The sequence below is a fragment of the Pseudomonas sp. IPO3749 genome (genome assembly GCF_013386605.1).
GTDB classification, from domain to species: domain Bacteria; phylum Pseudomonadota; class Gammaproteobacteria; order Pseudomonadales; family Pseudomonadaceae; genus Aquipseudomonas; species Aquipseudomonas azotoformans_A.
In genome coordinates this window covers 210,565-235,624 of sequence record NZ_JACARN010000012.1, presented here as the reverse complement: position 1 = coordinate 235,624, position 25,060 = coordinate 210,565, and the positions used below count along the sequence as shown (strand labels likewise).

Sequence of the window (25,060 nt, the reverse complement as noted above, 5' to 3'; positions counted from 1 at the left end):
GGCTGATCTGAACAACAGCTGAACAATCTGCTTCAGGCCGCACGGAGCCTCGAACCGATCAACTATGATCGGTTCGAACGCCTGTCACATTTTCTTACAGAGCCTGAACGATGAATCAGAACGCTGAGTATTCCGCGGTCAACGACGCGGTGCGTGGGCAATTTTTACGGCGGGTGTGGGGGTTGATCACGCCTTACTGGCGCAGCGAAGAAAAGGCCAAGGCCTGGCTGCTGCTGTTGGTAGTGCTGGGGTTGTCGCTGTTCAGTGTCGCCGTGTCGGTGTGGTTCAACAGCTGGAACCGTGATTTCTACAACGCGCTGGAAAACAAGGACTACGACGCCTTTACCCATCTGCTGATGTACTTCAGCGTGATTGCGGTGGTGTCGATCGTGACCGGCGTGTTCACCTCCTACCTGCAACAGATGCTCACCATCCGCTGGCGCCGCTGGCTGACGGAAACCTATTTCGCCCAGTGGCTGGGCCACAAGAATTACTACCACCTGGAATACGGTGGTTACACCGACAACCCCGACCAGCGTATCTCCGAAGACCTCAACGCGTTTACCAGCAGCACGCTCACGCTGGGGCTGGGCTTTATCGCCAATTTGGTGAGCCTGGTGTCGTTCTCGGTGATCCTGTGGGGCGTGTCTGGCAGCATCGAAATCTGGGGCATTACCATTCCCGGCTACATGTTCTGGGCGGCATTGATCTACGCGGTGATCGGCAGTTGGTTGACCCACTTGATCGGTCGAAAACTGATCGGCTTGAGCAATCGCCAACAACGCTTTGAGGCTGACTTGCGTTTCAGCCTGGTGCGGGTGCGGGAGAACGCGGAAAGCATCGCGCTGTTCAATGGCGAGCCCAACGAACACCAGCAATTGAGCGCACGCTTCGGACGGGTGTGGAGCAACTTCTGGAACATCATGCAGCTCAAGAAGCGCCTTAATTTCTTTACCAGCGGTTACTCCCAGATCGCGATCATCTTTCCCTTTGTGGTCGCGGCGCCGCGTTACTTTTCCGGCAAGATCGAACTGGGCGTGCTGATGCAGGTGGCCCAGGCGTTCGGCAGTGTGCAGGGCAGCCTGAGTTGGTTCGTCGACGCCTACACGCTGTTGGCCAGTTGGCGCGCGACCTGTGATCGTCTGTTGAGTTTCGGCCAGGCCATGCAGGAAAACGAAAGCCGCACGATGGGCATTGGCTTGCAACACCAGGGTGGCGACTTGCAGGTCAAAGACCTGAGCCTGGACCTGGCGGACGGCCGGCATTTGCTGCAAGGCGCCGACCTGACAGTGGCTGAAGGCGAGCGGCTGATGCTCAGTGGGCGTTCCGGCAGTGGCAAGTCGACCTTGCTACGCGCCATGGGCAACCTGTGGCCCAACGGCCACGGCACTATTCGCCTGCCGGCCGAACGTTATTTGTTCCTGCCGCAAAAACCTTACCTGCCGATTGGCACGCTGAAGGCGGTGTTGAGTTATCCACAGGACGACAGCGTCTACCCGGCCGAACGTTATGCACAGGTCCTGGAAACCTGCCGCCTGCCGCATCTGGTTGAGCGGCTGGAGGAGGCCAACCACTGGCAACGCATGCTCTCGCCGGGCGAGCAGCAGCGCCTGGCGTTCGCCCGCGCCTTGTTGTTCGCGCCGCAATGGCTGTACATGGACGAAGCCACGTCGGCCATGGATGAAGAGGACGAGGCCACGCTGTATCAGGCGCTGATCGATGAGCTGCCGGGGCTGAGCATCGTCAGCGTCGGCCATCGCAGCAGCCTCAAGCGCTTCCATGGTCGGCATGTGCGGATCGAGGGTGGGATGCTGCAAGAACAGCCGGTGTAAACGCCAGCCAACAAAAAGCCCGGCTGATCATCGATCAGCCGGGCTTTTTAATGCTTGAAGATTAAGTTACTTCTTCAAACCGTAATGCTCATCCAGCATGCCTGGGGCGTTCGGCGTTTTTGGCGCGTAGTCCCGTGGTGGCTCCTGGTTTTCCCGTGGCGGGGTCAGGCGCTCCCGTGGGGTTTGCGGTGCATCGGAATGCAACGCGGCCAGCAGGCGCTGGCGGGTGATGTCGTCGAGGGCCAGGCGGTTTGCGCCATCGGCGAGGTGATCCTGTACTTCCTGGTAGCTCTGGGTGAGCTTCTTGACCAGGGTCGCGGTGCTGTTGAAGTGGGTAACAACCTCGTTCTGATAACTGTCAAAACGTTCCTGAATGTCATCCAGCTGACGCTGCGTGCGGTTAGGCGCGGCATTCGGCAGCAAGCGAGCAACCAGGAAACCAATGGCGACACCGGCAACCAGGGCAAGAGTCGGCAACAACCAAACTAAGAGCGAGTGTTCCACGAGTCCTTCCTCTATAAACGGCTTTGCTTTACGTTAACGGCTCAAACCTGCGCTGTATACCGCGATTAAGCTCGCAATGATGCCAAGCACAGACTTTTAGCTAGACGAGTCGACCCTTTGTGAGGTCACGGAGTTCATCTCTTGCTCATGCGTGAAACCCCCGTTTTGATCGATGGCCCGGTAGGCCAATTGGAAGCCCTGTACCTGGATCACCCCGAGCCACGTGGCCTGGCGCTGATCTGCCACCCCAACCCGGTGCAGGGTGGGACCATGCTCAATAAAGTCGTATCGACCCTGCAACGCACCGCCCGCGATGCCGGTTTGATTACCTTGCGTTTCAATTACCGTGGCGTCGGCGCCAGTGCCGGCACCCACGACATGAGCACCGGTGAAGTGGATGACGCCGAAGCGGCCGCCACCTGGCTGCGGGAAAAACACCCGGACCTGCCGATCACCTTGCTCGGCTTTTCCTTCGGTGGCTACGTGGCCGCCAGCCTCGGCGGTCGCCTGGAAGCCAAGGGTGAAAAGCTGTCACATTTGTTCATGGTTGCCGCAGCGGTGATGCGCCTGCGCGATACCGATGCGCTGCCACAGGGTTGCCCATTGACCCTGATCCAGCCGGAAACCGACGAAGTGGTCGACCCACAGACCGTCTACGACTGGTCTGCCGCCCTGAATCGCCCCCATGAGCTGCTGAAAGTGGCAGAATGCGGACACTTTTTTCACGGCAAGCTCACCGATCTGAAGGATCTGGTGCTGCCGCGACTCTCGAATTGATAGCAGTCTGATAAGCGATTACCCATGACGACTCGTACCCGTATCCTCACCGGCATCACCACCACCGGCACGCCGCACCTGGGCAACTACGCCGGTGCGATCCGCCCGGCGATCCTCGCGAGCCAGGACGCCAATGCCGACTCCTTCTACTTCCTGGCCGACTACCATGCCCTGATCAAGTGCGATGACCCGCAGCGCATCCAGCGCTCGCGCATGGAAATCGCCGCGACCTGGCTGGCCGGTGGCCTGGATGTGAACCGGGTGACCTTCTACCGCCAGTCCGACATCCCGGAAATCCCCGAGCTGACCTGGCTGCTCACCTGCGTGGCCGCCAAGGGCCTGCTCAACCGTGCCCATGCGTACAAGGCCTCGGTGGACAAGAACGTGGAAGCCGGCGAAGACCCGGATGCGGGCATCAGCATGGGCCTCTACAGCTACCCGGTGCTGATGGCGGCGGACATCCTGATGTTCAACGCGCACAAGGTGCCGGTCGGTCGCGACCAGATCCAGCACGTGGAAATGGCCCGTGATATCGGCCAGCGCTTCAACCACCTGTTCGGCAACGGTAAAGAATTCTTCACCATGCCCGAGGCGCTGATCGAAGAAAGCGTCGCCACCTTGCCGGGCTTGGATGGCCGCAAGATGTCCAAGAGCTACGACAACACCATCCCATTGTTCACCAGCGCCAAGGACATGAAGGACGCGATCTCGCGGATCGTCACTGATTCCCGCGCGCCGGGCGAAGCCAAGGACCCGGATAATTCGCACCTGTTTACCCTGTACCAGGCATTTGCCAGCAAGGCCCAGGAAGAAGAGTTCCGCGCCGACCTGTTGCAAGGGCTGGGCTGGGGCGAGGCGAAGAACCGTCTGTTCCAACTGCTGGATGGCCAACTGGGCGAAGCCCGCGAACGCTATCACCAGTTGATGTCGCGTCCTTCGGACATGGAAGACCTGCTGCTGATCGGCGCCAAGAAAGCGCGCGCCGTGGCTGCACCGTTCCTGGCTGAGCTGCGTGAAGCCGTGGGTCTGCGTTCGTTCGTCAACCAGGCTGCGGCGCCGGTCGCCGCCAAGAAGAAAACCGCCAAAGCCGCGCGCTTCGTGAGCTTTCGCGAGGACGACGGCAGCTTCCGCTTCCGCCTGTTGGCGGCCGATGGCGAGCAACTGCTGTTGTCGCGCAATTTTGCCGACGGCAAGGCGGCAGGCGCGGTGACCAAGCAACTGCAAAGCGGCGACGCGCTGGACGTACGCCCTGAGGCCCTAGGCTTCAGCGTATGGCTGGACGGTGCCGTGGTGGCCGACAGTGCCGAGTTCGCCGACGAAGTGTCGCGCAATGCGGCCATCCAAGCCTTGCGCGTTGCGTTGACCCCCATCGAGGATTAACCCGACCAAGGGTTGATTGCCATTATCCGGGGCCGTCGTTACAGTGACGGCCCGTTTTTGTTGCCTTGCTAACGAAATTATGACGCCCCTAGAACGATATCAAGCTGATCTGAAACGCCCTGAATTCTTCCATGACGCGGCCCAGGAAAATGCGGTGCGTCATTTGCAGCGCCTGTACGACGACCTGATCGCGGCCTCGCAGAACAAGCCGGGAATGTTCAGCAAGCTGTTTGGCAAGAAAGACTACACGCCGGTCAAAGGCCTGTACTTCTGGGGCGGCGTAGGCCGGGGCAAGACTTACCTGGTCGACACCTTCTTCGAAGCGCTGCCGTTCAAGGAAAAGGTGCGCACGCACTTCCACCGCTTCATGAAGCGCGTGCACGAAGAGATGAAGACCCTGCCGGGCGAGAAAAACCCGCTGACCATCATCGCCAAGCGTTTCTCCGAAGAAGCGCGGGTGATCTGCTTCGATGAGTTCTTTGTCTCCGACATCACCGACGCCATGATCCTCGGCACCCTGATGGAAGAACTGTTCAAGAACGGCGTGACCCTGGTGGCCACCTCGAACATCGTGCCCGACGGCTTGTACAAGGACGGCCTGCAACGCGCACGCTTCCTGCCAGCCATTGCGCTGATCAAGCAGAACACCGAAATCGTCAACGTCGACAGCGGCGTCGACTACCGCCTGCGTCACCTGGAGCAAGCGGAGCTGTTCCACTTCCCGCTGAACGAAGCGGCCCACGAAAGCCTGAAAAAAAGCTTCCGCGCCCTCACGCCGGAATGCACCCAGGCGGTGGAAAACGACAAGCTGATGATCGAGAACCGCGAAATCATCGCGCTGCGTACCTGCGATGACGTGGCCTGGTTCGAGTTCCGCCAGCTGTGCGACGGCCCGCGTAGCCAGAACGACTACATCGAACTGGGCAAGATCTTCCACGCCGTGATCCTCAGCGGTGTGGAGCAGATGAGCGTCACCACCGACGACATCGCGCGACGTTTCATCAACATGGTCGACGAGTTCTACGACCGTAACGTGAAGCTGATCATCTCGGCTGAGGTTGAGTTGAAGGACCTGTACACCGGCGGGCGCTTGAACTTCGAATTCCAGCGCACGCTGAGCCGCTTGCTGGAAATGCAGTCGCATGAGTTCCTGTCACGTGGGCACAAGCCGTAAGAACGATGTAGATCAAATGTGGGAGCGGGCTTGCTCGCGAATGCGGAGTGTCAGTCACTTGAAGTGTTGACTGATCCACCGCATTCGCGAGCAAGCCCGCTCCCACATTTTTTACCGCGTTCAACCTTATCTATGCGGCCTGCTGAAACTGCTGCCGATACTGGTTCGGCGACAGTTCCGTGTGCTGCCGGAACAACCGCGCAAAGAAACTCGCATCGTCATACCCCACCTCATAACTGATGGTCTTGATGCTCTTGCGGCTGCCCGAGAGCAGTCCCTTGGCCGTCTCGATACGCAGCCGTTGCAAGTAATGCAGCGGTTTGTCACCGGTAGCGGTCTGGAAGCGGCGCATGAAGTTGCGGATGCTCATGCCGTGTTCCCGGGCCACGTCTTCGAAGCGGAATTTGTCGGCGAAGTGTTCCTCCAGCCAATGCTGGATCTGCAGGATGATCACATCCTGGTGCAGCTTCTGTCCGCCAAACCCGATGCGTCCCGGTGAATAGCTGCGCTGCACTTCGTAGAGGATATCGCGGGCCACGGCCTGGGCGATGTTGGCGCCGCAGAAGCGTTCGATCAGGTAGATATAGAGGTCGCATGCCGAAGTGGTGCCGCCGGCGCAATACAGGTTATCGGCGTCAGTGAGGTGCTTGTCCTGGTTGAGCTGAACCTTGGGGAAGCGTTCGCTGAAGGCATTGAAGAAACGCCAGTAGGTGGTCGCTTCCTTGCCATCGAGCAAGCCGGCTTCGGCCAGCCAGAACACCCCGGTGGCTTCGCCGCACAACACGGCGCCGCGTGCATGTTGCTCACGCAACCAGGGCAGCACTTGCGGGTAGCGGGTGCACAGGGCATCGAAGTCATCCCAGAAGGCCGGTAGCACGATGATGTCGGCGTCTTCCAGGCCGCCGTCCACCGGCATGATCACATCACTGAAGCTGCGTACCGATTGTCCATCGGGGCTGACCAGGCGTGTTTCAAACGCTGGGGTCAGGCCCTGGCCCAGTTGCTTGCCGTAACGCAGGCTGGCGAGGTGGAAGAAATCCTTGGCTTGCATGAGGGTTGAAGCGAATACCCGATCAATGGCCAAAATGCTGACGCGCCGCAGGGGCGTGGAGATTTGGTTAGACATAATTTCATTTATTCTTATAGGGGAAAGTGGTCACCAGACGGCTGGATCGTCTTATTTTTTGTCGCATGTGTCCAGTGTCCCGTGCTGCCTTCGCGGCATAGGCTCTGTGGGCTCGTCCTTGTCCGACAATCCACGCAGGTGACCCATGATTCCCAGAACCTTGTTCAGCCCGGAACACGAACTCTTCCGCGAGAGCGTGCGCACCTTCCTCGAAAAAGACGCCGCGCCGTTCCATGGGCAATGGGAGAAACAGGGCTACATCGACCGTGATTTGTGGAGCAAGGCGGGGGAGGCGGGGATGCTGTGTTCCCACCTGCCGGAAGAATATGGCGGGCTGGGCGCGGACTTTTTGTACAGCGCGGTGGTGATCGAAGAGATCAGCCGGCTGGGGCTGACCGGCATCGGTTTTTCCCTGCATTCGGATATTGTTGCGCCATATATCCTGCATTACGGCAGTGAGACGCTGAAGCACAAATACCTGCCCAAGCTGATTTCTGGCGAGATGGTCACGGCCATTGCCATGACCGAACCGGGCGCCGGCTCCGACCTGCAAGGGGTCAAGACCAGCGCTGTGCTGGACGGTGATGAGTACGTGATCAACGGCTCCAAGACTTTTATCACCAACGGTTATCTGGCCGAGCTGGTGATTGTCGTCGCCAAGACCGATCCCAAGGCCGGCGCCAAGGGCACCAGCCTGTTTCTGGTGGAGGCCGACACGCCTGGCTTTGACAAGGGCAAGCGCCTGGAGAAGGTCGGTATGAAGGCCCAGGACACGTCGGAGCTGTTCTTCCAGGATGTGCGGGTGCCCAAGGAAAACCTGTTGGGACAAGCGGGGGCGGGCTTCGCGTATTTGATGCAGGAGCTGCCTCAGGAGCGACTGACGGTAGCCATTGGCGCGCTGTCATCCGCCGAGGCGGCGCTGGAATGGACCCTGGAATACACCCGCGAACGCAAGGCGTTCGGCAAGGCGATTGCCGACTTCCAGAACACGCGCTTCAAGCTGGCGGAGATGGCCACCGAGATTCAGATCGGTCGGGTATTTGTCGACCAGTGCATGGCGTTGCACCTGGAAGGCAAGCTGGATGTGCCTACGGCGGCGATGGCCAAGTACTGGGCCACGGACCTGCAATGCAAGGTGCTCGATGAGTGCGTGCAGTTGCACGGCGGTTACGGCTTTATGTGGGAGTACCCGATTGCACGGGCGTGGGCGGATGCGCGGGTGCAGCGGATTTATGCGGGGACCAATGAGATCATGAAGGAGATTATTGCGCGGGCGCTTTGATCATGTGGTGCTTTTGAGGGCGCCATCGCAGGCAAGTCAGCTCCCACATTTGACGGTGTTCACACATCGAAATGTGGGAGCTGGCTTGCCTGCGAAAGCGGTCTACAGATCAATCAAGGCGCAGGATTTGGGTGATCCTTCTGGATCGCCTCAATCCCTTCCAGCACCTCTTTCGAGAGCTTCAGGTCTGCACTGGCAATGTTGCTATCCAGTTGCTCCAGCGACGTGGCACCAATGATATTGCTGGTCACAAACGGCTGCTGCGTCACAAACGCCAACGCCATCTGCGCCGGGTCCAGGCCGTGCTCCCGTGCCAATGCCACATAACGGCTGCACGCCGCTTCCGACTGCGGGTTGAAGTAGCGGCTGAAGCGGCTGTACTCGGTCAGGCGCGCCTTGGCCGGGCGTGCGCCGTTCTCGTACTTGCCGCTGAGCATGCCAAACGCCAGTGGCGAGTAGGCCAGCAGGCCGCATTGCTCGCGAATCGCAACTTCCGCCAGGCCCACCTCAAAGCTGCGGTTGAGCAGGTTGTAGGGGTTCTGGATCGACACCGCGCGGGTCCAGCCACGGGCTTCGGCCAGGGCCAGGAATTTCATGGTGCCCCACGGGGTTTCGTTGGACAGGCCGATGTGGCGGATCTTGCCGGCTTTCACTTGCTCGTCCAGCGCTTCGAGGGTTTCTTCCAGTGGGGTGAGGTCGTCTTCGTCCTTGTGCTTGTAGCTCAGTTGGCCGAAGAAGTTGGTGCTGCGCTCCGGCCAGTGCAGTTGGTAGAGGTCGATCCAGTCGGTCTGCAGGCGTTTGAGGCTGGCATCCAGGGCCTCGACGATGTGCTTGCGGTTGTGGCGCAGGTGGCCATCGCGAATGTAGTCGATGGTGTTACCGGGGCCGGCGATCTTGCTGGCCAGGATCCAGTCGGCACGGTCGCCACGGCTTTTGAAGTAATTGCCGATGTAGCGTTCGGTGGTGGCATAGGTGTCGGCCTTGGGCGGCACCGGGTACATTTCGGCCGTGTCGAGGAAGTTGATCCCCGCGCCCTTGGCCCGCTCGATCTGCGCGAAGGCCTCTGCCTCGCTGTTCTGCTCGCCCCAGGTCATGGTGCCCAAGGCTATCGCGCTCACGTTCAGATCCGTACGGCCCAGCTGTCGATAATCCATCGGGTACTCCTTCAGGGAAAACAATCATAAAAGCAGGTTGAATTTTTTTTCGCAATCTGCATAATTGCCCACCTCTTTCTGCAGTGGAAGTGATGCGCCGCCTGCCGAAGAATCTTGCCGTTGAACGGACGCGCCGACCCGAGCCCCCGATAGCGTCTGTATCCGGCTGCCTTTGACTTGTCAAAGTACGCACTATTCAGTAAGATCCGCCGTCTAATTTACAGGGCGGCCCCTGAGGCTATTAAAGAATGACAACTTTTACTGCAAAACCGGAAACAGTTCAGCGCGACTGGTTTGTCGTCGACGCCGCTGGTCAGACCCTGGGTCGTCTGGCCACTGAAGTCGCCAGCCGTCTGCGTGGCAAGCACAAGCCTGAGTACACCCCTCACGTTGACACTGGTGACTACATTGTCATCATCAACGCTGAGCAGGTTCGTGTAACCGGCAACAAAGCAAGCGACAAAATGTACTACCGTCACTCCGGTTTCCCAGGCGGTATCAAGTCTTCCAACTTCGAAGGCCTGATTGCCAAGAAGCCTGAAGCCCCGATCGAAATCGCGGTCAAAGGCATGCTGCCTAAGGGCCCACTGGGTCGCGATATGTTTCGCAAGCTGAAAGTCTATGCGGGCGCTGTACACCCTCATGCTGCTCAGCAGCCCCAAGAACTGAAGTTTTAACGGAATAGTTCATTATGTCGGCGACTCAAAATTACGGCACTGGCCGTCGCAAAACCGCAACCGCTCGCGTTTTCCTGCGTCCGGGTACTGGTAACATCTCGATTAACAACCGCTCCCTGGACAACTTCTTCGGCCGCGAAACTGCCCGCATGGTAGTTCGTCAGCCGCTGGAACTGACCGAGACCGTTGAAAAGTTCGACATCTACGTCACCGTTATCGGTGGCGGTGTAAGTGGTCAAGCTGGCGCAATCCGCCACGGTATCACTCGCGCTCTGATGCAGTACGACGAAACCCTGCGTGGCGCTCTGCGCAAAGCTGGCTTCGTGACTCGCGATGCTCGTGAAGTTGAACGTAAGAAAGTCGGTCTGCGTAAAGCGCGTAAGCGTCCGCAGTACTCGAAGCGTTAATTCGCTTTACGTTCCACAAAAACGCCCAGCCTCCTCACGGAGCTGGGCGTTTTTTATTGCCTGCGATTTATGCATAAAAATCGCCGTGACAACTTGCCACATCCGTAGACCCCCTATACTACAAGGCCTGGAGGCTGAGCTCCCGGCAATTCCCTTGTCAGACGTGGGGCTTTTCATTACCATTCGGCAAAATTTTTATAAGTAAAGATTCAACACTTAGTAGACGCCTGATTTAACAGGCCAAAAAGCTGATGGGAGAGGACTGAATGAGCAATGACGGCGTGAATGCAGGCCGGCGTCGCTTCTTGGTAGCAGCCACATCCGTGGTGGGTGCTGCAGGAGCGGTGGGGGCTGCGGTCCCGTTCGTGGGGTCATGGTTTCCCAGTGCCAAGGCGAAAGCCGCAGGTGCACCGGTGAAGGTGAATATCAGCAAGATCGAGCCAGGGCAGCAGATGATTGCTGAATGGCGCGGCCAGCCGGTCTTCATTGTTCGTCGTACTGAGGAAATCCTTGGGAATCTCAAAAAGATCGAAGGCCAGTTGTCTGACCCCAAATCCGAGAAGTCCGACCAACCCGCCTACGCCAAGAACGAAGTGCGTTCGATCAAGCCAGAGATCCTGCTGCTGGTCGGTCTCTGTACCCACTTGGGTTGCTCGCCTACCTTCCGCCCGGAAGTGGCCCCTGTCGATTTGGGCAAGGATTGGGTCGGCGGTTATTTCTGCCCCTGCCACGGCTCCCACTACGACCTTGCTGGCCGCGTCTACAAGTCCCAGCCTGCTCCGTTGAACCTGCCGGTTCCTCCGCACAACTACGAATCTGACGACATCATTGTCATTGGCCTCGATAAGGAGAACGCGTGATGAGCAAGTTCATGGATTGGGTGGATGCGCGCTTCCCCGCCACTAAAATGTGGGAAGACCATCTCAGCAAATATTACGCGCCAAAAAACTTCAACTTCTTCTACTTCTTTGGCTCCCTGGCATTGCTGGTGCTGGTCAACCAGATCGTCACCGGTGTGTGGCTGACCATGAGCTACACCCCGTCGGCGGAAGAGGCATTCGCCTCCGTCGAGTACATCATGCGTGACGTCGAGTACGGCTCGATCCTGCGCCTGCTGCACTCTACCGGCGCGTCAGCGTTCTTTATCGTCGTCTACCTGCACATGTTCCGTGGCCTGCTCTACGGCTCGTACCAGAAGCCCCGCGAGCTGGTGTGGGTGTTCGGCATGCTGATCTACCTGGCGTTGATGGCCGAAGCCTTCATGGGTTACCTGCTGCCGTGGGGCCAGATGTCGTACTGGGGCGCCCAGGTGATCATCTCGCTGTTCGGTGCGATTCCGGTGATCGGCAACGACCTGACGCAGTGGATCCGTGGTGACTACCTGATCTCGGGCATCACCCTGAACCGCTTCTTCGCCCTGCACGTGGTGGCCTTGCCGATCGTGATCCTGGGCTTGGTGGTACTGCACATCCTGGCGCTGCACGAAGTGGGTTCCAACAACCCGGATGGCGTGGACATCAAGAAGCACAAGGACGAAAACGGCATCCCGCTGGATGGCATTCCGTTCCACCCTTACTACACCGTGAAAGACATTGTCGGCGTGGTGGTGTTCCTGTTCGTGTTCTGCTCGATCGTGTTCTTTTTCCCGGAGATGGGCGGGTATTTCCTGGAGAAGCCTAACTTCGAACAGGCCAACGCCTTCAAGACACCTGAGCACATTGCCCCAGTCTGGTACTTCACGCCGTTCTACGCGATCTTGCGGGCGATCCCCGACAAGCTCATGGGCGTGATCGCCATGGGTGCGGCTATCGCGGTGCTGTTCGTGTTGCCTTGGCTCGACCGAAGCCCGGTCAAGTCCATGCGATACAAGGGTTGGCTGAGCAAGATCTGGCTGTGGGTGTTCTGCATCTCCTTCGTGATCCTGGGTGTGCTGGGCGTATTGGCGCCGACTCCTGAGCGTACGTTGCTGTCGCAGGTCTGCACCTTCCTGTACTTCGCCTACTTCATTCTGATGCCGTTCTACACCCGGCTCGAGAAGACCAAACCGGTTCCGGAAAGGGTGACTGGCTGATGAAAAAGTTATTCGTTGCATTGATGCTTGCGGCCTTGCCGCTACTGTCCTTCGCTGCCGAGCACGGCGGACCGGAACTGGAAAAAGTCGATATCGACGTGTCGGACAAGGCTGCCATGCAGGACGGCGCACGCACCTTCGCCAACTACTGCATGGGCTGCCACAGCGCCAAGTTCCAGCGTTACGAGCGGGTGGCCGATGACCTCGGCATCCCCCATGAAATGATGCTGGAAAAACTGGTGTTCACCGGCGCCAAGATCGGCGACCACATGACCATCGGCATGAAGCCTGCAGACGCCAAGACCTGGTTCGGCGCCGCACCGCCAGACTTGACCTTGGTCGCCCGTGTACGCGGCACCGACTGGCTCTATGGTTACCTGAAATCCTTCTACGAAGACCCGGCGCGTCCGTATGGCGTGAACAACCGTGTGTTCCCGAACGTCGGCATGCCTAACGTTCTGGTCGGCCTGCAAGGCAAGCAAGTGGTAGGATGCAAGCAGATTCAGGTCGTTGAAGACGGCAAGAAGCAATACGATCCGTTGACCGGCACGCCGTTGACTCATGAAGCGTGCGATCAACTGAAGATAGAAACCCCAGGTTCGTTGACAGACGAGCAGTTCGACGAGAAGGTCAAGAACCTCGTGACCTTCCTGGCCTACTCGGCCAACCCGGTCAAACTGGAGCATCAGCGCATTGGTACCTATGTGCTGCTGTACCTGGCGTTCTTCTTCGTGTTCGCCTACCTGCTCAAACGCGAATACTGGAAGGATGTGCATTGATCCAACCGTAAGCAATTGCTGTTAATCTTGCGCGCCCAGCGGCATCTCTGAATACGTAGCGACCTGGTTTAACCGGTTGTTACAGAGATGCTCTCTGGGCGCGCTCGTTTTTGAGCTTTCGATAATTTCAACAAGCGAGGAGGACCGCCATGGGCGTGACCAATCGGTTGGCCTGTTACTCCGACCCCGCCGACCACTATTCCCACCGAGTGCGCATCGTGCTCGCAGAGAAGGGTGTCAGCGCCGAGATCATCAGTGTGGAGGCGGGTCGTCACCCACCGAAACTGATCGAAGTGAACCCTTACGGCAGCTTGCCCACCCTGGTCGATCGTGACCTGGCGTTGTGGGAGTCGACCGTGGTGATGGAATACCTGGATGAGCGTTACCCGCATCCGCCTTTGCTGCCGGTGTACCCGGTGGCGCGTGCCAACAGCCGCCTGCTGATCCATCGGATCCAGCGTGACTGGTGCGGGCTGGTGGATGTGATTCTGGATTCGCGTACAAAAGAAGCCGTTCGGGTACAGGCGCGTAAGGAATTGCGCGAGAGCCTGACCGGCGTTTCGCCGTTGTTCGCCGATAAGCCTTTTTTCCTCAGTGAGGAACAAAGCTTGGTGGATTGCTGCCTATTACCGATACTCTGGCGTTTGCCGATTCTCGGTATTGAACTGCCGCGGCCTGCCAAGCCGCTGCTTGATTACATGGAGCGCCAGTTTGCGCGTGAGGCTTTCCAGGCGAGTCTGTCTGGTGTCGAACGCGATATGCGCTAAGGCTTAAGGAGCCGCTGATGAACTCCAGTCGACCCTACTTGGTCCGCGCGCTCTATGAGTGGATTGTGGACAACGATTGCACCCCGCACATGCTGGTCAATTCCGAATTTCCTGCGGTTCAGGTGCCGGAAGGTTTTGCCAGTGATGGGCAGATTGTGTTGAACGTATCGCCGAGTGCCGTGCGCCACCTGCACATGGACAACGAAGCCGTGAGCTTCGAAGGGCGTTTCGGCGGCGTGCCGCATACGCTGTTCGTGCCGATTGGCGCCATCCTCGGCATCTATGCCCGGGAGAACGGCCAAGGCATGGTGTTCGATCTGGAGTCGCCTTTCGAGGATGACGAAACGATCGAAAACGAAGATGGCGATGACCTGCCGCCACCGGATTCCGAGCCACCGCGCCCCAGCGGCCGGCCGAGCCTGAAAGTGGTGAAATAACGCGCGTCCCTCTCGGGATGCGCTGAGAAAATGCCTCGACCTGTGTCGGGGTATTTTTTTGCGCGAAGGATAAGGATGAAAGTCGCGCCTGGACGGTGATCGTACAACCACCATGGGCTATGATGCGTGCTCAAGCTCACCGAGAAAGATGATCCATCATGGAAAACGCCAACACCGCCCCTCGTCTTCCCCGCAAGCGCCGCAGCCTTGCCCAGGAATTGGTCACGGTGTTGTCCGAGCAGATCCGCGACGGCCAACTCAAGCGGGGCGACAAGTTGCCCACCGAGTCGGCGATCATGGAAGCCCATGGGGTCAGTCGCACGGTGGTGCGTGAAGCCATTTCACGCTTGCAGGCGGCAGGGCAGGTCGAGACCCGTCATGGTATCGGCACCTTTGTGCTGGATACGCCGAGCCCGAGCGGTTTCCGCATCGACCCGGCCACCGTGGTGACCCTGCGTGATGTGCTGGCGATCCTGGAGCTGCGGATCAGCCTGGAAGTCGAATCCGCAGGCCTGGCCGCGTTACGCCGCAGCGACGAACAACTGGCCGCCATGCGTGCAGCGCTCGATGCCCTGAATGAAAGCGCGGCCCACGCCGGCGATGCGGTGGCCTCCGACTTTGCATTCCACCTGGAAATTGCGCTGTCCACCGGCAACCGCTACTTCACCGATATCATGACGCACCTGGGCACCAGCATCATTCCGCGCACCCGCCTGAATTCGGCGCGCCTGGCCCATGATGACCAGCAGCACTACATGGGGCGCTTGAGTCGTGAGCATGAAGAGATTTACGAAGCGATTGCACGTCAGGATTCGGACGCGGCGCGGGCGGCGATGCGGTTGCATCTGACCAATAGTCGGGAGCGGCTGCGCCATGCCCATGAAGAGGCGCAGGCGCAGCGGGGGTAATATGAGTCTTTATTCAAACGGGTGGGTTCGGAGAAGGCTCGGTAACGATTGTAAGTTCATCATTTGCCTCATCCCAAATTCTTCGTGTGACTATAAATAAGCCTGCTACGGGGTCAATAATTTCGTCACCAATCAGGGGGTCAAAAACTACGGTGCGTGGTTTTTTACCTTTTTGGTTAAGTTTGACTGTCGGTTTGTTAGCCATGGTTCACCTCAAACATTGAAAGAGTAGTGTGCTTCCCTTGCAAACCGCTTTTTTTCACTCGTTCTCAGATCTTCTCGGGAAGTCCGAAGTACGTTATTGGGACTTCGAATGAGGTGATACTGTCAGAATTAACAGTAGCGACGAACGGCCCCATGCGTGCGATTGCACGCATGGGGTTATGGTCACCTCAAAATTGCGGGTTATTCGGCTTGTAGTCCTTCAACAACAAATACGTACTCCACCCCCACCAATCATTCGTCCAGTGCTTGTCGTTCAGGTCATTCACATCCTTGCGGCGCAGCACCTTGTCTCCCTCCGTCTTGAACAGCGGCGAAAAATTATTCGCCGGGTTCTGCGCCGCATTCAGGTCCGGCACATATAACGGCGCCTTGAAATTGGCCGGGGAGGGCGCGATACCGCTGATGAAAGTTTCGAAAATTTCATCCGCCGAAGCCTGCACGGCACGTTTGACCTGCACCCGATTGTCCGCATCAATCGCGTCGAAGTAGCGCTTGTCCCCATAGGCGTGCCACTGATCGCCCAGGGCATTGCGCACCTTGAGCCCGAACTTGCTGTCTTCGTCATGCATGAAGCGGCTGATCAGCGAGCCCAGCTCACCCGGTGTCACCACCGCTGCCAGTTGTTTACGCGGTACACGCAGATGGCCGGCCGAGAACAGATCGGTCAAAAAGTGATCAGCAAAACTGTTCATGGCGTACGCCAGTTCCAGCGCTTGGTCGGTGCCGGTCTGGTGAGCCACGACGGCTTGTTGCAGCGCTGCCGTATGCCCCGCCAGATAGGCCGACAGCGCCCATTCGCCAAAGTGGTCGGCATTGTCCGCTGCCAGTTTCAGGTAACGTCCCAACGGAATCAGCGCCGAAACTGCGCTGCCACCGCCGGTGATGCGATTCCATTCCTCGGACAACGTATCACCCAAGGCGTCGTAGGCTTCATGGGCTTGTTTGCCATCCTTGATCGCCTGCTTGACCGCAGTGATCTCCTTTTGCATCACCGCGAGGATTTTGTGCGCTTCTTCCCGCGAGGCGGGCAGTACTGCCAGGCTGTTGAAGGCGGCGGTAAAGCGTTGCACGCGGTCGGCAGGGGAGGCGCCATCGCTGATTGGTTGGCCGGGGATGCCATAGAAGTCGCCGCCCAAGGCGATCACCTGGCCATAGGTCAGCGCCAGCCCGTTGGGCAGGTGCAGCTCGATTTGATGCGCGGGAATCGCCGGGGCGTCCTTGGCGAAGCGCAACAGGGTCTCATCGCCGATGGCGGTGTGTTCACCGCCTTCGAAGCGCAGAGTCGGTGGGTTTTTCTCGGGTGCCGCGAGTTCAAGACCTGACATGTTAGCTCCTTGCTATGTCGTAGGAATCTTCCGTAATAACTGTATGCATATACAGTTAAGTTGAGCATAGAGGAAAAAATTCCTACGTCAAGAAGGCGTGCATCCACAGCGCCCACAATGAAGTCTGATGAATTGCAGTTGACGAATCTTTTTATAGTTGTACGATGACGTACGACATCACCAAAACCAACAACAACCTTTCGACAGAAAGTCTTCGCCCAGGGTGTTCGAATAATGAATCCACAAGAACTGAAGTCCATCCTTTCCCACGGTCTGCTGTCTTTCCCGGTGACCGATTTCAACGCCCAGGGTGACTTCCACCAGGCGGGTTACATCAAGCGCCTGGAATGGCTGGCCCCGTACGGCGCCACCGCCTTGTTCGCGGCCGGCGGCACCGGTGAGTTTTTCTCCCTCGCCGCCAGCGAATATTCCCAAGTGGTGAAAACCGCCGTGGATACCTGCGCCACCAGCGTGCCGATCCTGGCCGGTGTCGGCGGTTCGACCCGCCAAGCCATCGAATACGCCCAGGAAGCCGAGCGCCTCGGCGCCAAAGGCCTGCTGCTGCTGCCGCACTACCTCACCGAAGCCAGCCAGGACGGCGTTGCCGCCCACGTTGAAGCCGTGTGCAAATCGGTCAAGATCGGTGTGGTGGTCTACAACCGCAACGTCTGCCGCCTGACCGCGCCGCTGCTGGAACGCCTGGCCGAGCGCTGCCCGAACCTGATCGGCTACAAGGATGGCCTGGGTGATATCGAGTTGATGGTGTCGATCCGTCGCCGCCTCGGTGATCGTTTCAGCTACCTCGGCGGCCTGCCGACGGCAGAGGTTTACGCCGCTGCCTACAAGGCCCTGGGGGTGCCGGTGTACTCCTCGGCGGTGTTCAACTTCATCCCGAAAACCGCGATGGACTTCTACCACGCGATTGCCAAGGACGATCACGCCACCGTTTCCAAGATCATCGACGACTTCTTCCTGCCGTACCTGGACATCCGTAACCGCAAGGCCGGGTATGCCGTGAGCATCGTCAAGGCCGGTGCAAAAATCGCCGGCTACGACGCAGGCCCGGTGCGCACGCCGCTGACCGACCTGTTGCCGGAAGAATATGAAGCCCTGGCCGCGCTGATCGACAAGCAAGGCGCGCAATAACCCATCTACAAGGCCGCTGAGAGATCAGCGGCCTTTTGCGTCAGGAGAAGATTCGTGTCCCAAGCCCAACGTTTTGACAACTACATCAATGGCCAATGGGTGGCCGGTGCCGACTATTGCGTCAACCTCAACCCGTCGGAGTTGTCCGATGTCATTGGCGAATACGCGAAGGCGGATGTTGCCCAAGTTAGCGCCGCCATCGACGCAGCCCGCGCCGCATTCCCGGCCTGGTCCACTTCCGGGATCCAGGCTCGCCATGATTCTTTGGATAAAGTCGGCAGCGAAATCCTCGCCCGCCGCGAAGAACTCGGCACCCTGCTGGCCCGTGAAGAGGGCAAGACCCTGCCCGAAGCCATCGGTGAAGTGACCCGCGCCGGTAACATCTTCAAGTTCTTTGCTGGTGAATGCCTGCGCCTGTCTGGCGACTACGTACCGTCGGTTCGTCCGGGCGTCAACGTCGAAGTCACCCGTGAAGCCCTGGGTGTGGTTGGCCTGATCACACCGTGGAACTTCCCGATTGCCATCCCCGCCTGGAAAATCGCCCCGGCCCTGGCCTACGGCAACTGCGTGGTGATCAAGCCCGCCGAGCTGGTACCGGGCTGCGCCTGGGCCCTGGCCGAAATCATCTCCCGCGCTGGCTTCCCGGCTGGCGTGTTCAACCTGGTGATGGGCAGCGGTCGTGTGGTCGGCGACGTGCTGGTCAATAGCCCGAAAGTCGATGGCATCAGCTTCACCGGTTCTGTGGGTGTCGGTCGTCAGATCGCTGTCAGCTGCGTGTCGCGTCAGGCCAAAGTGCAGTTGGAAATGGGCGGCAAGAATCCACAGATCATCCTCGACGACGCCGACCTCAAGCAGGCCGTCGAGTTGTCGGTGCAGAGCGCGTTTTACTCCACCGGCCAGCGTTGCACCGCTTCCAGCCGCTTGATCGTCACCGCCGGTATCCACGACCAGTTCGTCGCGGCCATGGCCGAACGCATGAAGTCGATCAAGGTCGGCCACGCGCTGAAAAGCGGCACCGACATCGGCCCCGTGGTTTCCCAGGCGCAGTTGGATCAAGACCTCAAGTACATCGACATCGGCCAGAGCGAAGGTGCGCGGTTGGTCAGCGGTGGCGGCCTGGTCACCTGTGACACCGAAGGCTACTACCTGGCGCCGACGCTGTTTGCCGACAGTGAAGCGGCCATGCGCATCAGCCGTGAAGAGATCTTCGGGCCGGTGGCCAACGTTGTGCGTGTGGCGGACTACGAAGCGGCGCTGGCCATGGCCAACGACACCGAGTTCGGTTTGTCGGCGGGCATTGCCACGACGTCGCTCAAGTACGCCAACCACTTCAAGCGCCACTCCCAGGCCGGGATGGTGATGGTCAACTTGCCGACTGCCGGTGTGGACTATCACGTTCCGTTCGGTGGCCGTAAGGGCTCATCCTATGGTTCGCGCGAGCAAGGTCGCTATGCGCAAGAGTTCTACACCGTGGTGAAGACCAGCTACATCGGTTCGTAACGCGCAACACCTTGTGGGGCCGGATGCCTGCCGGTCCGACACTGAAAACAGAAAACCATTACCCGCAAAAAAAATAATTAGTGGGAGTACTTCTACATGCAAGCGACCAAGCCGACCCACGTCCGCTATTTGATCCTGCTCATGCTGTTCCTGGTGACCACGATCAACTACGCCGACCGGGCCACCATCGCCATCGCGGGCTCCAGCCTGCAAAAAGACCTCGGTATCGACGCGGTCACCCTCGGTTATATCTTCTCTGCATTCGGTTGGGCCTACGTGGCCGGGCAAATTCCCGGTGGCTGGCTGCTGGACCGGTTCGGTTCCAAGAAAGTCTATGCCCTGAGCATCTTCACTTGGTCCCTGTTCACTGTGCTGCAAGGCTATGTCGGTGAGTTTGGTGTCTCCACCGCCGTGGTTGCGCTGTTTATGCTGCGCTTTATGGTTGGCCTGGCCGAAGCGCCTTCGTTTCCCGGAAATGCCCGTATTGTCGCGGCGTGGTTTCCTACCGCTGAACGCGGTACAGCTTCAGCGATCTTCAACTCGGCGCAATACTTCGCCACCGTGCTGTTCGCGCCGTTGATGGGCTGGATCGTCTACCGCTTCGGCTGGCAGCACGTGTTTATCGTGATGGGTGTGATCGGCATCGTCTTCTCGGGGATCTGGCTGAAAGTTATCCACAGCCCGCGCCAGCACCCGATGATCAACGAAGCCGAGTTCAATCACATCGCTGCCAATGGCGCGATGGTCGATATGGACCAGGACAAAGGCAAGGGTAAGAAAACCGACGGTCCGAAGTGGGATTACATCCGCCAGTTGCTGACCAACCGCATGATGCTTGGCGTTTACCTGGGCCAGTATTGCATCAACGGTATCACCTACTTTTTCCTCACCTGGTTCCCGGTGTACCTGGTGCAGGACCGTGGAATGACCATCCTCAAGGCCGGCTTCATCGCCTCGTTGCCGGCGATCTGCGGGTTTATCGGTGGCGTGCTCGGCGGGGTGATTTCCGATTACCTGCTACGCAAAGGTCATTCCCTGACCTTCGCCCGTAAAGCGCCGATCATTGGTGGCCTGCTGATCTCCAGCAGCATCGTGGCCTGTAACTATGTGGATATCGAATGGATGGTGGTGGGCTTCATGGCCTTGGCCTTCTTCGGTAAAGGCGTTGGCGCACTGGGTTGGGCGGTGGTGTCCGACACCTCGCCGAAACAAATCGCCGGCCTCAGTGGCGGCCTGTTCAACACCTTCGGTAACCTAGCGTCGATCACCACGCCGATCGTTATTGGCTACATCATCAGCACCACCGGTTCGTTCAAATGGGCCCTAGTGTTCGTCGGCGCCAATGCGCTGGTGGCGGTGTTCAGCTACCTGGTCATCGTTGGGCCGATCAAACGTGTAGTCCTCAAAGAGCCGCCTACCAAAGGGCCAGAGTTGACCAACCTAACCGAAGCGCATTCCTGAGGGGCCGTGTGATGCAGTTGATTGAACATGCCGACTCGCCGCGCTCGATTCGTTTGCACGAACGCGACAACGTGGTGATCGTGGTCAATGACCAGGGCGTTCCGGCCGGGACCGAGTTCCCGGACGGCCTGGTGACCGTGGATTTCATCCCGCAGAGCCACAAGGTGACCCTGGAAGACATCCCCGAAGGCGGTCAGATTATTCGCTACGGCCAGACCATCGGTTACGCCTTGGCACCGATCCCGCGCGGCAGTTGGGTGCAGGAGGATCAACTGCGCATGCCCACCGCGCCGCCGTTGGACAGCTTGCCACTGTCCACCGAGGTGCCTGAGGCCCAGGCGCCGTTGGAAGGGTTTACCTTCGAGGGTTACCGCAACGCGGATGGCACGGTGGGTACGCGCAACATCCTGGGGATCACCACCACGGTGCAGTGCGTCACTGGCGTGCTGGACCATGCGGTCAAGCGCATCAAGGATGAATTGCTGCCCAAGTACCCGCACGTCGACGACGTGGTGGCGCTGACCCACAGCTACGGCTGCGGCGTGGCGATCACCGCCACCGATGCCTACATTCCGATCCGCACGGTGCGCAACCTGGCGCGCAACCCGAACCTGGGCGGCGAAGCCCTGGTCATCAGTCTGGGTTGCGAGAAATTGCAGGCCGGGCAGGTGATGCACGACAACGACAGCTCGGTTGACCTGAGTGAGCCCTGGCTGTATCGGCTGCAGGATTCCAGCCACGGCTTTACCGAGATGATCGAGCAGATCATGGAACTGGCCGAGACGCGCCTGAAGAAACTCGACCAGCGCCGCCGGGAAACCGTGCCGGCGTCCGAGCTGATCCTGGGCATGCAGTGCGGCGGCAGTGATGCATTTTCCGGCATCACCGCCAACCCGGCGCTGGGCTATGCCTCGGATTTGCTGTTGCGGGCCGGCGCGACGGTGATGTTTTCCGAAGTCACTGAAGTCCGCGATGCCATCTACCTGCTGACGTCTCGCGCGCAAAACAAGGAAGTTGCCCAGGAACTGGTCCGCGAAATGGACTGGTATGACCGTTACCTGGCCAAGGGCGAGGCGGATCGCAGCGCCAACACTACGCCCGGCAACAAGAAGGGCGGGTTGTCGAACATTGTCGAGAAGTCCCTGGGCTCCATCGTCAAATCCGGCAGCAGCGCAATCAACGGCGTGCTCGGCCCAGGCGAGCGTTTCAAGGGCAAAGGCCTGATTTTTTGCGCCACGCCAGCCAGTGACTTTGTATGCGGCACCTTGCAACTGGCGGCGGGGATGAACCTGCATGTGTTCACCACCGGGCGTGGTACGCCGTATGGGCTGGCGATGGCGCCGGTGGTGAAGGTCTCGACGCGTACGGAGCTGGCGCAGCGTTGGCCGGACTTGATCGATATCGACGCGGGGCGTATTGCCACGGGACGGGCGAGCATCGAGGAACTGGGCTGGGAGTTGTTTCACTTCTACCTGGATGTAGCCAGTGGCAGGAAGCAGACGTGGGCGGAGCATCACAAGCTGCATAACGACATCACCCTGTTCAACCCTGCGCCGATTACCTGAACCCGCAATAACCTGTGGCGAGGGAGCTTGCTCCCGCTGGACTGCGCAGCAGGCCTGTTTTTAGGGCCGCTGCGCGCCCCAGCGGGAGCAAGCTCCCTCGCCACAAGCGCTAGACCAGACGAAGCGGCCTACACTGGCTTATCATTAGCCACCTAACGACGCTCACCAAGGTTCTCCCCGGCATGCTGGCAATTTTCCTCACGACCCTGACCATCACCGCGCCGGTGTTTGCCATGCTGTTCCTGGGGGTGTTGCTCAAGCGCATCAACTGGATCAACGACAATTTCATCCACACGGCCTCGTCCCTGGTGTTCAACGTCACCATGCCGGCGCTGCTTTTCCTCGGCATCCTGCATGCCGACCTGCACTCGGCGCTCAAACCGGGGCTGCTGATCTACTTTGCGGTTGCGACCTTGCTCAGCTTCGCCCTGGCCTGGGGCTGGGCGATCTTTCGTTGCCCGCGTGAAGACCGGGGCATCTACACACAAGGCGCGTTTCGCGGCAACAACGGCGTGATTGGCTTGGCGCTGGCGGCCAGCATGTACGGCGACTATGGGATTTCCCTCGGTGCGATTCTCGCGGCGCTGGTGATCCTGTTCTACAACACGCTGTCGACCATCGTGTTGGCGGTGTACAGCCCGGTGATCAAGTCCGATCCGTGGAGCATCTGCAAAAGCGTGGTGGCCAACCCGTTGATCATCAGCGTGATCGTGGCGGCGCCGTTCGCTTATTTTCAGATTGGCCTGCCTGGCTGGTTGGAAAAATCCATGCAGTATCTGGCCGATACCACCTTGCCGTTGGCCCTGATCTGCATTGGCGGCACCTTGTCCCTGGCAGCGTTGCGCAAGAGCGGCAATAGGGCGCTGAGCGCGAGTTTGATGAAGATGGTCTGGCTGCCGGTGGCGGCGACCTTGGGCGCGTGGTTGCTGGGCTTTCGCGGGCCGGAGCTGGGGATTCTGTTCCTGTACTTCGGTGCGCCGACCGCAGCTGCCAGTTTTGTGATGGCCAGGGCGGCCGAGGGTAATCATGAGCTGGCGGCGGCGATTATCGTGATCACCACCTTGATGGCGGCGGTGACCACGAATATCGGAATCTTCGTGTTGCAGGCCGGCGGCTGGATCTAGCCTTCTTTCTGGTAGGTGTCGATCACTTCCTGCGCCGCGCGGAACGCATCAATCGCCGCCGGCACACCGGCATACACCGCGCAATGCAGCAGCGCCTCGCGGATCTCTTCCACGGTACAGCCATTGTTCAGCGCGCCGCGCACATGGCCTTTGAGCTCCTGCGGGCACTTGAGCGCGGTCAGGGCGGCGAGGGTGATCAGGCTGCGGGTTTTCAGCGGCAAGCCTTCGCGGTTCCACACACTGCCCCAGGCGTGCTCGTTGACGAAATCCTGCAGCGGCTGGGTGAACTCGGTGGCATTGCCCAGGGCGCGGTCGACGAACACATCGCCCATGACCTGGCGACGCATCTCAACCCCGGGCTTTTTCTGATCGGTCATTGCGATTCCCTCTTGTGTTGGCGGCGCCAGGCTCGCAGCGTGCTGAACAACAGAAAAGCCACCAGCACTGGCAGGACGTAATACAGCATCAGGTTTTCAAGCTTGGTGGCCAGGGGCATGCCCGTGGTGAACGCCATTACATGCAGCCCGTACGCCAGGTACAGGCCCAGCAGCACCAGGCCTTCGGCGCGGGTCACCCGGTAGCAGGTGTAGAACACCGGCAGGCACAGCACCACCACGCCGAGCATCACCGGCAGGTCGAAGTCCAGGGCATTGGGCGATACCGACAGCGGCGAGGGCGCGAGCAGGGCAGTCAGGCCCAATACGCCCAGCAGGTTGAACAGGTTGCTGCCAATCACGTTGCCCACGGCGATGTCCCGCTCGCCGCGCAGGGCGGCAATCAGCGAGGTCGCCAGGCATGGCAGCGAGGTGCCGACGCCAATCAAAGTCAGGCCGATCACACGTTCCGACAGGCCCAGGTCGCTCGCCACATCCACCGCCGCGCCCAACAACAAATGGCCGGCCAGCACCAGGATCAGCAGCCCGCCGAGCATCAGCAACACGCTGCTCAGCCAGGGCGCGCGGGCCACGGTGTCCAGTGTGCGTGGGCGGCGGGAATGGCGCGTCTGGTAATGCAGTACGCCGAGGTACGCGACCAAGGCAACCAGCAACAGCAAGCCATCAAGCGGCGTGAGTTCTTCGTTGGCGGCGAGGGTGAACACCAGCAGCCCGGCCAGGATCATCACCGGAATATCCAGGCGCACCAGCTGGCGCGAGACCCGCAGCGGAATGATCAGCGCCGACAGGCCCAGGGTCACCAGGATATTGAAGATGCTGCTGCCGATCACACTGCCCACGGCGATATCGGTGTTGCCGGCCAGGGTGGCTTGCAGGCTGACGGTCATCTGCGGCGCGCTGCTGCCGAAGGCGACCATTGTCAGGCCGATGATCAGCGGTCGCACCTTGAGGCTCGCGGCCAGGCGCACGGCGGCGCGCACCAGGATTTCGGCGCCGATGATCAGCAGCACCAGACCGCTGACCAATTCCAGCAGGCTCCAGGGC

25 protein-coding genes are annotated in these 25,060 nt (G+C 59.4%); 18 read left to right on the top strand and 7 right to left on the bottom strand.

Going from position 1 to position 25,060, the window contains the following annotated elements; all coding sequences use genetic code 11:
* The first annotated feature begins 110 nt into the window (after positions 1-110).
* On the top strand, positions 111-1,832 hold the full coding sequence (locus tag HX812_RS05800; protein WP_038850897.1) for an ABC transporter ATP-binding protein/permease: 1,722 nt from the start codon (positions 111-113) through the stop codon (positions 1,830-1,832).
* A 66-nt stretch (positions 1,833-1,898) separates the two neighbouring features.
* On the opposite strand, the gene HX812_RS05795 is transcribed toward HX812_RS05800, so the two are convergent.
* Entirely contained in the window at positions 1,899-2,336 is a 438-nt protein-coding gene (locus HX812_RS05795) for a YhcB family protein (protein WP_003171734.1), read from the bottom strand.
* Positions 2,337-2,483: 147 nt separating this feature from the next.
* On the opposite strand from HX812_RS05795, the gene HX812_RS05790 reads away from it, so the two are divergent.
* The 3 genes from HX812_RS05790 to zapE all read left to right on the top strand — a co-directional run bounded on the left by HX812_RS05790 (position 2,484) and on the right by zapE (position 5,667).
* Entirely contained in the window at positions 2,484-3,113 is a 630-nt protein-coding gene (locus HX812_RS05790) for an alpha/beta hydrolase (protein WP_038850899.1), read from the top strand.
* Positions 3,114-3,137: 24 nt separating this feature from the next.
* Entirely contained in the window at positions 3,138-4,493 is a 1,356-nt protein-coding gene (locus tag HX812_RS05785) for a tryptophan--tRNA ligase (protein WP_038850900.1), read from the top strand.
* Between the two features lie 79 nt (positions 4,494-4,572).
* Entirely contained in the window at positions 4,573-5,667 is a 1,095-nt protein-coding gene (gene zapE / locus HX812_RS05780; RefSeq protein ID WP_038850901.1) for a cell division protein ZapE, read from the top strand.
* 130 nt (positions 5,668-5,797) lie between these two features.
* Here the strand turns inward: zapE and HX812_RS05775 are convergent, their stop codons facing one another.
* Complete coding sequence (locus HX812_RS05775; protein ID WP_177074854.1) at positions 5,798-6,718, bottom strand: GlxA family transcriptional regulator; 921 nt, start codon at positions 6,716-6,718, stop codon at positions 5,798-5,800.
* A 220-nt stretch (positions 6,719-6,938) separates the two neighbouring features.
* On the opposite strand from HX812_RS05775, the gene HX812_RS05770 reads away from it, so the two are divergent.
* Complete coding sequence (locus HX812_RS05770) at positions 6,939-8,075, top strand: acyl-CoA dehydrogenase family protein (protein WP_177128123.1); 1,137 nt, start codon at positions 6,939-6,941, stop codon at positions 8,073-8,075.
* Positions 8,076-8,188: 113 nt separating this feature from the next.
* Here the strand turns inward: HX812_RS05770 and HX812_RS05765 are convergent, their stop codons facing one another.
* Positions 8,189-9,229, bottom strand: coding sequence for an NADP(H)-dependent aldo-keto reductase (locus HX812_RS05765; RefSeq protein ID WP_038844903.1), 1,041 nt, complete (start codon positions 9,227-9,229; stop codon positions 8,189-8,191).
* Positions 9,230-9,477: 248 nt separating this feature from the next.
* On the opposite strand from HX812_RS05765, the gene rplM reads away from it, so the two are divergent.
* From rplM to HX812_RS05725, 8 genes are all read left to right on the top strand, one after another.
* Positions 9,478-9,906 carry a 50S ribosomal protein L13 gene (gene rplM, locus HX812_RS05760; protein WP_003188508.1) on the top strand — a complete coding sequence of 143 codons (429 nt, stop codon included), beginning with the start codon at positions 9,478-9,480 and terminating at the stop codon, positions 9,904-9,906.
* Between the two features lie 14 nt (positions 9,907-9,920).
* Positions 9,921-10,313, top strand: coding sequence for a 30S ribosomal protein S9 (rpsI, locus tag HX812_RS05755; protein WP_002555064.1), 393 nt, complete (start codon positions 9,921-9,923; stop codon positions 10,311-10,313).
* Between the two features lie 266 nt (positions 10,314-10,579).
* Complete coding sequence (gene petA / locus HX812_RS05750; RefSeq protein WP_038844905.1) at positions 10,580-11,173, top strand: ubiquinol-cytochrome c reductase iron-sulfur subunit; 594 nt, start codon at positions 10,580-10,582, stop codon at positions 11,171-11,173.
* Positions 11,173-12,384: a cytochrome bc complex cytochrome b subunit gene (locus HX812_RS05745; protein WP_003188526.1), complete on the top strand. Its 1,212-nt coding sequence runs from the start codon at positions 11,173-11,175 to the stop codon at positions 12,382-12,384. Before petA ends, HX812_RS05745 begins: the two co-directional genes overlap by 1 nt.
* A complete protein-coding gene (locus tag HX812_RS05740; protein WP_010213166.1) occupies positions 12,384-13,163 on the top strand; it encodes a cytochrome c1 in 780 nt (259 codons plus the stop codon). Before HX812_RS05745 ends, HX812_RS05740 begins: the two co-directional genes overlap by 1 nt.
* A 149-nt stretch (positions 13,164-13,312) precedes the next feature.
* Entirely contained in the window at positions 13,313-13,930 is a 618-nt protein-coding gene (locus tag HX812_RS05735) for a glutathione S-transferase N-terminal domain-containing protein (RefSeq protein ID WP_033899297.1), read from the top strand.
* Positions 13,931-13,947: 17 nt separating this feature from the next.
* Entirely contained in the window at positions 13,948-14,367 is a 420-nt protein-coding gene (locus HX812_RS05730) for a ClpXP protease specificity-enhancing factor (RefSeq protein WP_038844907.1), read from the top strand.
* A gap of 158 nt (positions 14,368-14,525) precedes the next feature.
* Positions 14,526-15,275: a FadR/GntR family transcriptional regulator gene (locus tag HX812_RS05725; protein ID WP_038844908.1), complete on the top strand. Its 750-nt coding sequence runs from the start codon at positions 14,526-14,528 to the stop codon at positions 15,273-15,275.
* 13 nt (positions 15,276-15,288) lie between these two features.
* Here the strand turns inward: HX812_RS05725 and HX812_RS05720 are convergent, their stop codons facing one another.
* Positions 15,289-15,480, bottom strand: coding sequence for a hypothetical protein (locus tag HX812_RS05720; RefSeq protein ID WP_152514711.1), 192 nt, complete (start codon positions 15,478-15,480; stop codon positions 15,289-15,291).
* A gap of 187 nt (positions 15,481-15,667) precedes the next feature.
* A complete protein-coding gene (locus HX812_RS05715; protein WP_038844910.1) occupies positions 15,668-16,825 on the bottom strand; it encodes a phosphatidylcholine-hydrolyzing phospholipase in 1,158 nt (385 codons plus the stop codon).
* A 234-nt stretch (positions 16,826-17,059) separates the two neighbouring features.
* Between HX812_RS05715 and kdgD the strand changes: the two genes are divergently transcribed.
* The 5 genes from kdgD to HX812_RS05690 all read left to right on the top strand — a co-directional run bounded on the left by kdgD (position 17,060) and on the right by HX812_RS05690 (position 23,621).
* Positions 17,060-17,971 (top strand): 5-dehydro-4-deoxyglucarate dehydratase, encoded by a 912-nt coding sequence (kdgD, locus tag HX812_RS05710; RefSeq protein ID WP_016976228.1) that lies wholly within the window; start codon positions 17,060-17,062, stop codon positions 17,969-17,971.
* 54 nt (positions 17,972-18,025) lie between these two features.
* Positions 18,026-19,471, top strand: coding sequence for an aldehyde dehydrogenase family protein (locus HX812_RS05705; protein ID WP_038844913.1), 1,446 nt, complete (start codon positions 18,026-18,028; stop codon positions 19,469-19,471).
* 96 nt (positions 19,472-19,567) lie between these two features.
* Positions 19,568-20,932 (top strand): MFS transporter, encoded by a 1,365-nt coding sequence (locus HX812_RS05700; RefSeq protein WP_038844915.1) that lies wholly within the window; start codon positions 19,568-19,570, stop codon positions 20,930-20,932.
* Between the two features lie 11 nt (positions 20,933-20,943).
* Entirely contained in the window at positions 20,944-22,497 is a 1,554-nt protein-coding gene (garD, locus tag HX812_RS05695) for a galactarate dehydratase (RefSeq protein WP_038844917.1), read from the top strand.
* Positions 22,498-22,679: 182 nt separating this feature from the next.
* Entirely contained in the window at positions 22,680-23,621 is a 942-nt protein-coding gene (locus tag HX812_RS05690; RefSeq protein WP_033899317.1) for an AEC family transporter, read from the top strand.
* Here HX812_RS05690 and HX812_RS05685 read toward each other — a convergent pair.
* Together HX812_RS05685 and HX812_RS05680 are read right to left on the bottom strand one after the other, a co-directional pair.
* Positions 23,618-23,998: a carboxymuconolactone decarboxylase family protein gene (locus tag HX812_RS05685; protein WP_017530104.1), complete on the bottom strand. Its 381-nt coding sequence runs from the start codon at positions 23,996-23,998 to the stop codon at positions 23,618-23,620. The genes HX812_RS05690 and HX812_RS05685 overlap by 4 nt on opposite strands.
* Complete coding sequence (locus tag HX812_RS05680) at positions 23,995-25,050, bottom strand: calcium/sodium antiporter (RefSeq protein ID WP_080642463.1); 1,056 nt, start codon at positions 25,048-25,050, stop codon at positions 23,995-23,997. The genes HX812_RS05685 and HX812_RS05680 overlap by 4 nt, the downstream gene beginning before the upstream one ends.
* Positions 25,051-25,060 lie beyond the last annotated feature (10 nt).

Coding starts and splice junctions, on each gene's coding strand:
- HX812_RS05770 (WP_177128123.1), top strand. CDS start 6,939: ATGATTCCCAGAACCTTGTTCAGCCCGGAACACGAACTCTTCCGCGAG.
- HX812_RS05775 (WP_177074854.1), bottom strand. CDS start 6,718: ATGCAAGCCAAGGATTTCTTCCACCTCGCCAGCCTGCGTTACGGCAAG.
- HX812_RS05785 (WP_038850900.1), top strand. CDS start 3,138: ATGACGACTCGTACCCGTATCCTCACCGGCATCACCACCACCGGCACG.
- HX812_RS05800 (WP_038850897.1), top strand. CDS start 111: ATGAATCAGAACGCTGAGTATTCCGCGGTCAACGACGCGGTGCGTGGG.
- HX812_RS05685 (WP_017530104.1), bottom strand. CDS start 23,998: ATGACCGATCAGAAAAAGCCCGGGGTTGAGATGCGTCGCCAGGTCATG.
- HX812_RS05740 (WP_010213166.1), top strand. CDS start 12,384: ATGAAAAAGTTATTCGTTGCATTGATGCTTGCGGCCTTGCCGCTACTG.
- HX812_RS05725 (WP_038844908.1), top strand. CDS start 14,526: ATGGAAAACGCCAACACCGCCCCTCGTCTTCCCCGCAAGCGCCGCAGC.
- HX812_RS05715 (WP_038844910.1), bottom strand. CDS start 16,825: ATGTCAGGTCTTGAACTCGCGGCACCCGAGAAAAACCCACCGACTCTG.
- HX812_RS05735 (WP_033899297.1), top strand. CDS start 13,313: ATGGGCGTGACCAATCGGTTGGCCTGTTACTCCGACCCCGCCGACCAC.
- HX812_RS05730 (WP_038844907.1), top strand. CDS start 13,948: ATGAACTCCAGTCGACCCTACTTGGTCCGCGCGCTCTATGAGTGGATT.
- petA (WP_038844905.1), top strand. CDS start 10,580: ATGAGCAATGACGGCGTGAATGCAGGCCGGCGTCGCTTCTTGGTAGCA.
- HX812_RS05745 (WP_003188526.1), top strand. CDS start 11,173: ATGAGCAAGTTCATGGATTGGGTGGATGCGCGCTTCCCCGCCACTAAA.
- HX812_RS05765 (WP_038844903.1), bottom strand. CDS start 9,229: ATGGATTATCGACAGCTGGGCCGTACGGATCTGAACGTGAGCGCGATA.
- rplM (WP_003188508.1), top strand. CDS start 9,478: ATGACAACTTTTACTGCAAAACCGGAAACAGTTCAGCGCGACTGGTTT.
- HX812_RS05690 (WP_033899317.1), top strand. CDS start 22,680: ATGCTGGCAATTTTCCTCACGACCCTGACCATCACCGCGCCGGTGTTT.
- zapE (WP_038850901.1), top strand. CDS start 4,573: ATGACGCCCCTAGAACGATATCAAGCTGATCTGAAACGCCCTGAATTC.
- kdgD (WP_016976228.1), top strand. CDS start 17,060: ATGAATCCACAAGAACTGAAGTCCATCCTTTCCCACGGTCTGCTGTCT.
- rpsI (WP_002555064.1), top strand. CDS start 9,921: ATGTCGGCGACTCAAAATTACGGCACTGGCCGTCGCAAAACCGCAACC.
- HX812_RS05700 (WP_038844915.1), top strand. CDS start 19,568: ATGCAAGCGACCAAGCCGACCCACGTCCGCTATTTGATCCTGCTCATG.
- HX812_RS05720 (WP_152514711.1), bottom strand. CDS start 15,480: ATGGCTAACAAACCGACAGTCAAACTTAACCAAAAAGGTAAAAAACCA.
- HX812_RS05790 (WP_038850899.1), top strand. CDS start 2,484: ATGCGTGAAACCCCCGTTTTGATCGATGGCCCGGTAGGCCAATTGGAA.
- garD (WP_038844917.1), top strand. CDS start 20,944: ATGCAGTTGATTGAACATGCCGACTCGCCGCGCTCGATTCGTTTGCAC.